Source organism: Bellilinea sp. (genome assembly GCF_034432615.1).
Taxonomy (GTDB): domain Bacteria; phylum Chloroflexota; class Anaerolineae; order Anaerolineales; family Anaerolineaceae; genus Bellilinea.
Genome location: NZ_DAOUBL010000352.1, coordinates 1 through 10380 on the forward strand (window position 1 = coordinate 1; position 10380 = coordinate 10380).

Annotated in this window: 6 protein-coding genes and 1 pseudogene; 4 read left to right on the top strand and 3 right to left on the bottom strand. The window is 56.4% G+C overall.

Annotated features, from left to right (window positions below):
• The 3 genes from VAE48_RS15890 to VAE48_RS15900 form a co-directional block, all read left to right on the top strand.
• The coding region (locus VAE48_RS15890; RefSeq protein WP_322794318.1) for a site-2 protease family protein at positions 1 to 925 on the top strand (925 nt) is incomplete at its 5' end.
• Between the two features lie 90 nt (positions 926 to 1015).
• Complete coding sequence (locus tag VAE48_RS15895; protein ID WP_322794319.1) at positions 1016 to 1948, top strand: hypothetical protein; 933 nt, start codon at positions 1016 to 1018, stop codon at positions 1946 to 1948.
• The gene (locus VAE48_RS15900) at positions 1941 to 3545 is read left to right on the top strand and encodes a hypothetical protein (RefSeq protein WP_322794320.1); all 1605 of its coding nucleotides are present in this window, start codon (positions 1941 to 1943) and stop codon (positions 3543 to 3545) included. The genes VAE48_RS15895 and VAE48_RS15900 overlap by 8 nt, the downstream gene beginning before the upstream one ends.
• 16 nt (positions 3546 to 3561) lie before the next feature.
• Here the strand turns inward: VAE48_RS15900 and VAE48_RS15905 are convergent, their stop codons facing one another.
• Positions 3562 to 4161, bottom strand: a complete 600-nt coding sequence (locus VAE48_RS15905) for a GrpB family protein (protein ID WP_322794321.1) — start codon at positions 4159 to 4161, stop codon at positions 3562 to 3564.
• Between VAE48_RS15905 and VAE48_RS15910 the strand changes: the two genes are divergently transcribed.
• Entirely contained in the window at positions 4160 to 5806 is a 1647-nt protein-coding gene (locus VAE48_RS15910) for a CapA family protein (protein ID WP_322794322.1), read from the top strand. The two genes, VAE48_RS15905 and VAE48_RS15910, sit on opposite strands and share 2 nt — an antisense overlap.
• A 228-nt stretch (positions 5807 to 6034) precedes the next feature.
• On the opposite strand, the gene VAE48_RS15915 is transcribed toward VAE48_RS15910, so the two are convergent.
• Together VAE48_RS15915 and VAE48_RS15920 are read right to left on the bottom strand one after the other, a co-directional pair.
• Positions 6035 to 8659, bottom strand: coding sequence for a PKD domain-containing protein (locus tag VAE48_RS15915; protein WP_322794323.1), 2625 nt, complete (start codon positions 8657 to 8659; stop codon positions 6035 to 6037).
• 385 nt (positions 8660 to 9044) lie between these two features.
• A pseudogene (locus VAE48_RS15920) lies at positions 9045 to 10380 on the bottom strand (hypothetical protein); the annotation flags it as partial.

Below are 10380 nucleotides of genomic sequence, written 5' to 3' on the forward strand. Positions count from 1 at the left end.
GCATGAACTGGGACATGCCCTGGCTGCGCGTAAGTTCGGCATTCAGACCAAAGATATCACCCTGCTGCCCATCGGCGGGGTGGCGCGGCTGGAAAGGATGCCGGAGAAGCCGATGCAGGAATTGTGGGTAGCACTGGCCGGGCCGCTGGTGAATGTAGTCATCTCGGCGGTGTTGTTCATCGGGCTGCTGTTCAGCGGCGCGTTGCAGCCGCTCGGTTCACTGAGTATGACCGGCGGGCCGTTCCTGGAAAGACTGATGGTGGTCAACCTGTTTCTGGCAGGCTTTAACCTGATTCCGGCTTTCCCAATGGACGGCGGCCGGGTGGTGCGCGCTTTGCTGGCAACTCGCCTGCCTTATACCCAGGCGACACAGGCGGCGGCAACTCTTGGGCAGGCGCTGGCGTTTGTGTTCGGCTTCATCGGCCTGTTTACCAACCCGTTTCTGGTGTTCATCGCGTTCTTTGTCTATATTGGCGCTGCTCAGGAAGCCAGCATGGTACAGATGAAATCGGCACTGAGCGGTATCCCCGTTTCCCAAGCCATGGTGACCGATTTCCGCACCCTTCAGGAAGGCGAACCGCTCAGCCGCGCCATTGAACTGCTGATGAGCAGCACCCAGCAGGATTTTCCGGTGCTTTCCGGAGAGCGGGTGGTCGGGGTTTTGACGCGCAAAAGTCTGGTGGAGGCTTTGCAGCGGCTGGGGCAGAACGCGCCGGTTTCTGCGGCAATGGACTGCAGATTCGAGAGCGCCCACATCAACGACATGCTGGAAGAGGTCTCGCGCAAATTGCAGGAGCGCGAATGCCACACCCTGCCGGTGATTGCCGATGACCGGCTGGTGGGTCTGGTTACGATGGAAAATATCGGCGAATTTTTGATGATTCGATCAGCGCTGGAAAAGCGCGCCGCGGCCGCTACCCGCTAAAATTCCGGCTTTGGCAGGAAAAATTGCTCCGTAAGGGTTTTGTAAGTCCTTGCGGAGTTTTTGTTTTTTCTTGAATGTATAATTGTTAGGATGAAGAGAATTATCGAGAAACTTTTTCCCCAACAACTCATTTTTAAGAACCATCTTTCAATTTTGCAATCAGTAACGCTCTTTGCGGGATTGACATTGATCTTTTCACTGATTGGAACAATGATCCCGCAAGACGGTTTCTTTGCGTTCGATTGGATTCACTTTTTTGGTAGAGATAACATCCCAATTTTTTATCCCCCATGGACTGGTATCGTTGTTAATTTCCTGAGTTTTCCTGTATTAGTTGGTCTCACCCTAGCATCTGTCGGACTAGCCAGTTATTTGAGGTCAACACACCCTTTAAGTATGGTGGCAGTATTCCTTTCTTTACCCGTGTTTTGGACTGTCTTTTTGGGTCAGTTGGATGGTTTGGTCTTGTTAGGGACGCTCGCACTTCCATGGCTTTCGCCCTTAGCATTACTAAAGCCACAAGTGTCTATTTGGGCTTTTGGGGCGCGAAAGACTTATTTACTTGGCTTCTTAATTACTCTACTCATTTCATTTGCTGTATGGGGTTGGTGGCCTGAATTGATGTTTTCGGTTTGGACAATCCATGAAGAAGGAAAGTATGTAAACGATATTGCAATTGGTTTTTGGGGGTTGCCCCTTGCTGTCATTTTGCTCTGGTTCTCACGAGGTGATCCGGATATGTTGATGTTAGCCGGCACTTTTATTACTCCGTATCTTCTTCCTTATAATCTTATCGTAGTTACTCCTGCCATTGCTCGTTTGTCTCCTCGTTCAGCATGGATTGCATGCTTTCTATCCTGGCTGCCATTGTCTGCAAATTGGCTTGGAGATAGAGGATGGTGGTTAGGATGGTTGTTTATTTTCTGGCTTTGGTTAGGATTGGCTGGAAACAGATATGTTTCAAACACAAAGAAAGTTCAGTTATCACAGTTTTTTCCTAATTTGACATCTGAAAATGATTAAGCATCAGCCAATCAATAAAATGGACACCGTGCCGTACTTACTTTATGTATTTATGGTCGGCGTTTTGCTGGCACAGGCGCTCTATAACACCGGCGGACAGCCCGGCTACCCGGTGGACGATGCCTTCATTCACATGGCCATTGCCCGCCACTTCGTTCAGGATGGGCGCTGGAGTGTTGACCTCAGCCCGTTCACCTCGGCTACTTCATCCCCGTTATGGACTTTGCTGCTGGCGGCAGCCTTCCACCTGTTCGGCGTACGGGATTGGGCTGCCCTGCTGCTCAGCCTGCTGAGCGGGGCGGCTGCCCTGCTGCTGGCGCAGCGGCTGCTGGCAAAATCCGGACGGCGGATGATCCGCCTGACCCTTGTGGTGCTGATTTTAATTTTCACCCCCCTGCCGGTGCTGGGATTGACCGGCATGGAACACGCCCTTCATTCCTTATTGACCGTGGCGGTGCTTTGGACAGGGTCGTTGGTTCTGGCCGAAAATTCTCCCTCTTCCAGCCTGCGCTGGGGATTGCCGGTTTTGTGTGCCCTGCTGCCGGTAACCCGGTATGAGGGGCTGTTTTTACTCTTCTGGCTGATTGCAGGTTTGCTGTTCCAGCGGCGTTGGCGCGATGCGCTTGCGGCAGGGCTGGCAAGCGCCAGCCTGATGACCGTTTACGGACTCATCTCCGTGGCGAACGGCTGGGCATTCTTTCCCAATTCGGTTCTGGTGAAGAGCCAGATCAACCTGTTTTCCGTAACGGGTCTGACTCAGTTCCTGACACAGGGAGTTTACAACCTACTGGATAGCCCGGCGTTGTTGGGGTTGATCATTGCGGTGTGGCTGGCTTTCGCGCTGGCAGAGAGCGGCGGTTTGACCAGCCCGCCTTTGCGCTGGCGGGTGGCCTTGTTCAGCGGCATGTTCGCTCTCCACCTGCAGCTGGCCAGGACCGGCTGGTTCTTCCGTTATGAGGCGTACCTGATCTTTGCGGGCGCTTTGATTCTGATGGAGCTGACTGCTCTGCTGCTCAAACGGCTGGAAAGCGAGCGGCGGCTGCGCTTTACGCCTGCGGTTGCTGCCGCGCTGGGCGTGGCGCTGCTGCTCCTGCTGCCGATTGCCTACCGGGCGGGCAATGCCCTTTCGGCTTATCCGCTGGCGGTGCGCAACATCCATGAACAACAGGTGCAAATGGCGCGCTTTGTCAGCCGCTTTTACAATGGTCAGACCATCGTAGCCAATGACATTGGCGCAATCAGTTATTATGCGAATATCGAGCTGGTGGATGTGGTCGGGCTGGCCAACCTTGAAACCGGCAGGTGGTGGCGCGAGGGCAGCTGGAGTACCGCAAAGGTGGATCGGCTGGCAAGAGAACAGGCGGCTTCGCTGGCCGTTCTTTTCCCGGAGTGGTTCGATCTCTACCCCCAGCCGCCCGATTGGGTGGAAGTCGGCCGCTGGCGGATTGCCGATAACATCGTCTGTACCAGTGATACGGTCGCTTTTTACGCCCTGAGCCCGGCTCAGGCGGATGAAATTGCCCAAAACCTGCGCGCTTTTTCGTCAGAATTACCGCAAACCGTCCAACAGCAGCTGAACGCTCCCACAGCGCCATAAACCTCACAGGAATGGGTCAGGCATCGGCAGGCGGGAGCTGCCAGCCGCTTTGGGCGGCCCATTCCTCGGCTGCCAGATAAATCAAATCCACGGCCGGGTCTTTTACATCTGAATAAGTGTGCCGGTCAGGAATATGCGCGGCCAGCTGGTGTTTGAGGCTGGCATAGGCTTGGGCGGTCTGCGGATGCGCCCGCAGGTAATCCCGAAAGAGGAGCGGATAGCGCTGATTGGGAGCGCCTTCAATGCGCACATGCAGGTTGACTTCGCGCCAGCCGGGCGGCGGTTTGAACAACCACTTTCGCCAGCCGGCCTCGTCCTCATCCCAACCCGGCGGCAGGTGATCTCCGCTGACATCTGCGCGGTGAATGAAGCCGGCGGCAATCATGGCGTTCATCACGGCTTCGTCCAGCGCCGTCACCGTCACCTGGATGTCAATGACATCCTTGGCATCCAGCCCCGGCACGGCCGTTGAACCGATGTGGTCAATCCGCAGGGCTAAATTTCCCAAAACCTGACGCAGAAAACCGGCAATCTGCCGGAATTCGTCTTTCCATTCACTTTTGTAAAGGGTGATTTCAACAGACATGGGGTGATTATATTCTATAATTCGAGCCATGAAACGCACCTGGTTTCCGCTTATCCTGATGATCTGGCTGGCCGGCTGTCAGGTGCTGCCGCAAGTCAAACCACCGGCCTGGCTGCAAGAAAACGGCGAAACAACCCCAACCCCCTTTCTTCCGCTCCCCAACCCAACCGCCCCCGCACTTCCGCTCAGCGGGGCGACTGCTGGTTTGATCTGGTTCGATCCGCACCTGCCGCCGGCCCTGCTTCAAGCTGCGCAGTTGCCACCCGGCTGGCAGAAAACCGATCAGCCGCAAAACGCGCAGGTACAGGTCAAGGTTGGCGCGGATGGTTTGCAAGCCGGCAGCTGGGTTTATGCCGTCGTTGCCCGTTTTGCAACCGTGGAGGATGAAATTGATTCGGTTACCCTGCGCAAAACATGGTATGGCCTGAATACCACCCTGCCTCCGCTCATCGTCGAAGCGGACACGCTGGCCATGTTGACCGGCTGGTGGGGAGCGCCCGCCGAGGGAGCGGTTGAAGTTGTGCCAACCGGCAGGTTGAGCGAAGCGCTGTGGCAGCAGCCAACCGCGCGCGGAATCATCCCCTTTGAGCGCCTTGAACCGCGCCTGAAAGTCCTGGCAGTGGACGGCATTTCCCCGCTGGCGCGCGGTTTGGATGAAAGCGCCTATCCGCTGGCACTGCCTTTTGCCCTGAGCGGTGAGCGGGCGGCCGAACTGGCCGGTATTCTGCCAGCCGGCAACCGCGATGAAAGCAAGATGACGGTGGTTGCCGTGACCGGCGTGACGGCGCTGGTACGTGCCACCGCGCTTTACCTGCGCCTGCGCGGTGTGGAGCACGCCCTCACCGAAGTGGCCGACTGGCTGCGCGAGGCGGATATTACCCACATCAACAACGAGGTCGCCTTTCGGCAGGGCTGCTCACCGCGGCAGGAAGGGCTGAACGAAGCGGGTGTGATCATCTTTCCGTGCAGCGACCTCCGCTGGATTGAACTGCTGGAAGCGGTCGGCACGGATGTGGTCGAGATGACCGGCGACCATTTCATTGACGCCGCGCCCGAAGATGTCTTACTCACGTTGGAAGAATACCACCGGCGCGGCTGGCAAACCTACGGGGGCGGGGCAACGCTGGAAGAGGGCTGGCAGCCAGCGCTGTTCGAGCACAACGCCAATCGGATTGCCTTCCTTGGCTGCAATGCCAAAGGGCCGGCCTATGCAAAGGCTTCAGCCGACAGCCCCGGAGCCGTGCTGTGTGACTTTGACCGGTTGACGGATGAAATCCGCCGTCTGCGCTCGGCCGGCTACCTGCCGATTGTAACCTTCTCCCATCTGGAATACGAAACCTTCGCTGCCAGACCGCGCGCCGTAGAGGACTTTGAGCGGGTAGCCGCAGCCGGGGCGGTGATCGTTTCGGGCAGTCAGGGGCACCTGCCGCAAGCCATGCAGTTTTACGAGGACAGCTTTCTGCATTACGGGCTGGGCAATCTTTTCTTCGATCAGTACTCGCTGGGCGAACCGTTCGAACGCGCCTTCATTGACCGCCATATCTTCTACGACGGGCGTTATCTGGGTGTGGAACTGCTGACCCTGCGTTTTGAGGACTTTTTACGCTCGCGGCCGATGACGGCTGACGAACGCCGCCAGCTGCTGCAAGTCATTTTTGAAGCCAGCGGCTGGTAAATCCATAAAAACGGGGAGGCAGAAAGGGGATTCTCCTGCCTCACGGATTGCCCTTTCACCGCGCTTAATAAACGTCAGTTCGGAATAAATCCTTTTTGCATCCGATTTCAGAATATTGCCCCCTCCTGCGCCTCCCCCAATATCGCTTCTGCGATATTGGGGGAGGTGGGAGGCGGTCCACTCTGCTGCTTACCGCGTTTTGTGCTTATCCCGAACCTACGTTAATGATCAGGGCGGGGGAATTTCTCCTTTCACATAATCTTTGTGGATGCAGAGGGTATCTACCTGCCAGTCCGGTGCTTTGTTGTGCCATGCAAAGTAAGTGCGCGCTGCCCAGGTACTTCCGTCCGGCACCATATCCGCCAGCAGGAGAGGGTTGCGGGTGTCGTTTTCCAGAATGTCACCCCGTTCTGCCGAAATGCCCACCACGCCGCAAGCGTACTCATTGACCGAAATACTGGTGCGGTAACGGTTATCCGGCGGGGCAAGGTAGGTATAGCGGTTGGTCAGGAAAACCGGTTTGTCGGTTGCCAGATAAGCCCCCCGTTTCAGACACAGCACGTTGACATTCCAGGACTCGTTCTGGTTGTGGGTGGCAAAATCCACCACAATTTTCCATTCGGGACCGCTGCCGTCCATGAACGCCTGCCAGAGGACAGGGCGGACACCATTCTCTTCAATGTCCCCAAACAGGGCTGCCTGTCCGACAATACCGCAAAAGTGGTAATCGCTGGTCATCAGGCCGGTCAGGTGATCCTTGCCGCCTTCCATACGGTTGAATTCCCGATAGATAAACACCGAATTTTCCGTCTTGCGCTCCAGACAGAGCAAATTAATCGTCCAGCGTTCGTTGGAGCGGTGGGTACGAAAATCAGCCGTCAACCACCACGAATCTTTACCCAGCGAAGCGCTGTACTGACGGAACAAATATGCCTTGAGGATGTCGCCCGGGTCATTTTCCTGAATGTCCCCATCCGTTGCAGCCATTCCGACAATACCGCACACGTACCGATCATATGGGATGGCGGTATCCTTTTGTTCACCCCCCTGTGTCAGCTGAAAAGAAGGAGCGTAGGCGGCAACATCATTAAGAATGTTGAACATGGGAATTACGATGAACCCCGGCCGTGGTAAATTGACCAGTTTATAGGCGTTGATGTAGCCGCGGCGCACTTCGCTGCTGCTCTGTCCTTCGGCATTGGTGACGGTCAGGGTTACATCGTAGAGATTCGGCTCGCTGAAGGTATGGGTGGGGTTGCGTTCGGTCGAGGTTGTGCCATCGCCAAAATTCCACAACCAGGTGGTGATGTTGCTGCCTCTGGAGGTATCGCGAAAGGCGACCGTCAGCGGCGCCCGCCCGCTGGTGATTTCAGCCGTAAAATCGGCATCCAGTTTCTCTTTGACCAGCACGCGATCCGGGCTGGTTTTGACTGCGCTGCCCACATCATTGTTCACCCGCAGAGTTACACGATAACCGGCAAGATTGGGGGTGTAATAGACATGAATGGGATTGCGCTCGGTGGAGCGTTCACCGTCGCCAAAATCCCATTCCCAGGCGGTTGGGTTGCCGGTAGAACGGTCAGTGAATTCCACAATTAACGGCGCATCTCCCTGTCGGGGTGAAAAGGTGAAATCGGCGGTCAATTGCTCGCCCACCACCAGCACTTCCGAAACGGTGGAAGACCCCAGCGGATTGGAAACCGTCAACTGGATCTCATAGCGGCGGGCTTCCATGAAGGTATGGGTGGGATTGCGCTCGTTCGAAGTAGCGCCATCCCCAAATGACCAGTACCACTGCGAGGGTTCGCCGGTCGAGGTATCGGTGAATTGAACCGTCAACGGAGCGCTGCCGCCCGCGGGTGAAAAGGTGAAACGCGCCACCGGCGGGTTGATTGCCGGCATCAGAATGGCTACCCCGCTGGTTTCCGCCACATTCGGCCACTGAAATACGATGCGCGAACGCGGCGGAATGGCGCTGAAATCCAGATCCTGTAAATTGAGCTGGATTTGATAGGGACTGGTGCGGTAGGGAAACAATTGAATTGATTCCAGCCGGTTGCCGGCTTCATCCACCACATAGGCACGCGGCGAGTTGGCTTCCACGTAGTTGTATCCGGTCAGGGTCAAAATGCCGTCCGGAAAAATGAGCCGCCCGCCCACCTGAATCAGTTCGATCCGTTCCGGGATGACCTGACAGACCCACGGGGTGGGGATTTCCTCCTTTGCCGGTTTCCCCGAAAGAATGTTCTTCAAGCGGCCGATGATGCTGCGCCCAATGAATTCATTGACCGTAGCCCCGGCTTTGGAACCGAGGAAATCCACATTGCAGCGAAATTCGGTGCCGGCAATGGCGGTCATCTGCTGCATGTTCAGGCGGGCTTCGTTCATCACCGCTTTCACTTCGTCGGCCATCCTGCCTGCCAGCGTGCCGCCGGAACGCTCCAGCGTTCGCACAATTTCGCTGGCGGCAATTTCCCAGTTGCCGGGCATGCGGTCCATAGCATCCACAATGCCGTTGATGGTATCCAGAGTTTCCGCATCCAGCCCAATCTTCAGGCCGTCCTCCACCACCCTCAACAGATCATCCACCCGCGCCAGGGTGGCATCGTCAAAACCGGCTTTGACCCCCTGCCGAATGGTATCGTTGAGTTCGCGAATGACCTGCCGGGTTTCCGGTCCAACCTCAACACCGGTTGCCAGGGTCTGGTTGACAGCATCAATGCGGGCAAGGGTATCCGGTCCCAGTTCGCTGCTGGTTTCCACATTCACATCGAAGCCGAATTGTGAAGGGATGTCCACACAGGCTGTTAAACAGCACACCAGAATGATGAACAGGCACATAAGGTGTCGCATAGCTGCCTCCCCAATTGCAATCAGCCATTCGAAACCGAAGTTTCACACCTTTTATTGGATGTGTTTGACTGTAAACCCGCCCCGTTGTAGAGAAAGGACAAAACGTCAGGTTCTTTCGGATTAATTTGATTATAGAACTAAAGGTTTACAAATTCAATAACGCACGAGGAAGTTACACCGCTTTCTCAAAGTCATCTTCACCTTCCCATCCCTTTTAGGATTTTTGACCCCCATCTGCACCTCCCCCAAAACCGTTGATGCGGTTTTGGGGGAGGCCGGGAGGGGGTAATTGCATTACTTGCCCGTTCTTGAACTTCTCCCGAATTCACGTAAAAAAAAACGAGGGTGCCGCTTACGGCACCCTCTTAATCTTCCAACATTCAGTCTAGTTGCAGCCGCCCAGTTCCCACGGCGTCAGACACAAGGTGGGTGTGGGGGTAATGGTCGGGGTACGCGTGATGGTCGGCGTGCGGGTGATGGTGCGGGTGGGGGTGACCGTACGCGTTGGCGTTATGGAGGGTATGGGGGTGTTGGTGCGGGTCGGACCTGCCGTAAAGGTGCGCGTGAACGTGCGGGTAATGGTGGCGGTGCGGGTATTGGTTGGCAATAAGGTGGGGGTGGGCGTGTTGACCGAGATGACGAAAGGCACCACCGCCACATTGGACTTCTTGCTGGCATCATTGTTGCGTGCCAGAACCACCAGGGTGTAACTGCCATTGCGAATCACCCCCCCGCCCTGATCCCACTGGTCTATCAGCGGCCGGCGGGTTACACATCTTGTGCTTGAGCCAGAGCCGGTGTGGCCAAAGATGCAGAACCAGGAGTTGGAATCGCGCGACCAGTGCACCAGATTGCCGGCGCTGTCATAGACAAAGAAGTACACCCCCAGCGTGGTATCCACATTGCTGTCGTTGCCGTTGATGATCGCCCGTGCCGAGAAGGGTGTACCGCCCGGGTTGATGATCACCTGAATGCTGGGACCGGGGTAGCCGGTCACCTGCTGCACACAAGAGAGCGTTGGTCCTATAGTTGGAACAACGTTGTAATAGATGCTGCCGGTGAAATCGCCGGCCCAGTAGAAATTGTGAAAGAGATTATTACCGCTGACAGGCCACGAAACCGGTGTGACCGTCATGCGCGGGGTGGGGGTGCCGGCACCCACCGGCGGGTAGTAATTGAAATTGGGGTTAATCCAGAAGGAGAAATTGCTGACGGCCGGATTTGGCTGCCCATATACCCAGCGCAGGTAATTGCCGCCATACGGCGCAATCAGGTTGCGGCCGGGGGTGGGCGTAAAGGCATGCCCGTAGGGGTAGGAGGCAATGTTGGGCGGGTCGTAAATCGGCTGGCTCTGATTGCTGCCGGCGTAGTAGTTGAAGATGTGTCCGCTGGGCTGGCTGTGTACCGGATTGTGCCACTGACCGTTCCAGTCCATCAGCGCGCCGCTCATGTAGATGTTGTAGGGGCCGGTGTTCTGCAGCTGCGATTGAATGATGTAGCCGCTGCCGGGATTTCCAGCGGCATAGGATTGGAAGGTGAGCGGTTCGCCCACCACCACCAGATCCTCGCAGCGCGGCAGGCTGGTGGGGGTGGGGGTAAAGGTTGGTTCGGGTGTCAGCGGCACCAGGTATTGCCCCTGAATGACCACCGGCGGGTCGCCGGGTTCGGTGATACCGGGACCGGTCCACGCCACCGAAAGATGATCGCCGCCGCTGCCTTCC

Excerpts from the sequence above, each read along its gene's own strand:
- VAE48_RS15895 (WP_322794319.1), top strand. The coding sequence starts at position 1,016 with ATGAAGAGAATTATCGAGAAACTTTTTCCCCAACAACTCATTTTTAAG.
- VAE48_RS15900 (WP_322794320.1), top strand. The coding sequence starts at position 1,941 with ATGATTAAGCATCAGCCAATCAATAAAATGGACACCGTGCCGTACTTA.
- VAE48_RS15910 (WP_322794322.1), top strand. The coding sequence starts at position 4,160 with ATGAAACGCACCTGGTTTCCGCTTATCCTGATGATCTGGCTGGCCGGC.
- VAE48_RS15905 (WP_322794321.1), bottom strand. The coding sequence starts at position 4,161 with ATGGCTCGAATTATAGAATATAATCACCCCATGTCTGTTGAAATCACC.
- VAE48_RS15915 (WP_322794323.1), bottom strand. The coding sequence starts at position 8,659 with ATGCGACACCTTATGTGCCTGTTCATCATTCTGGTGTGCTGTTTAACA.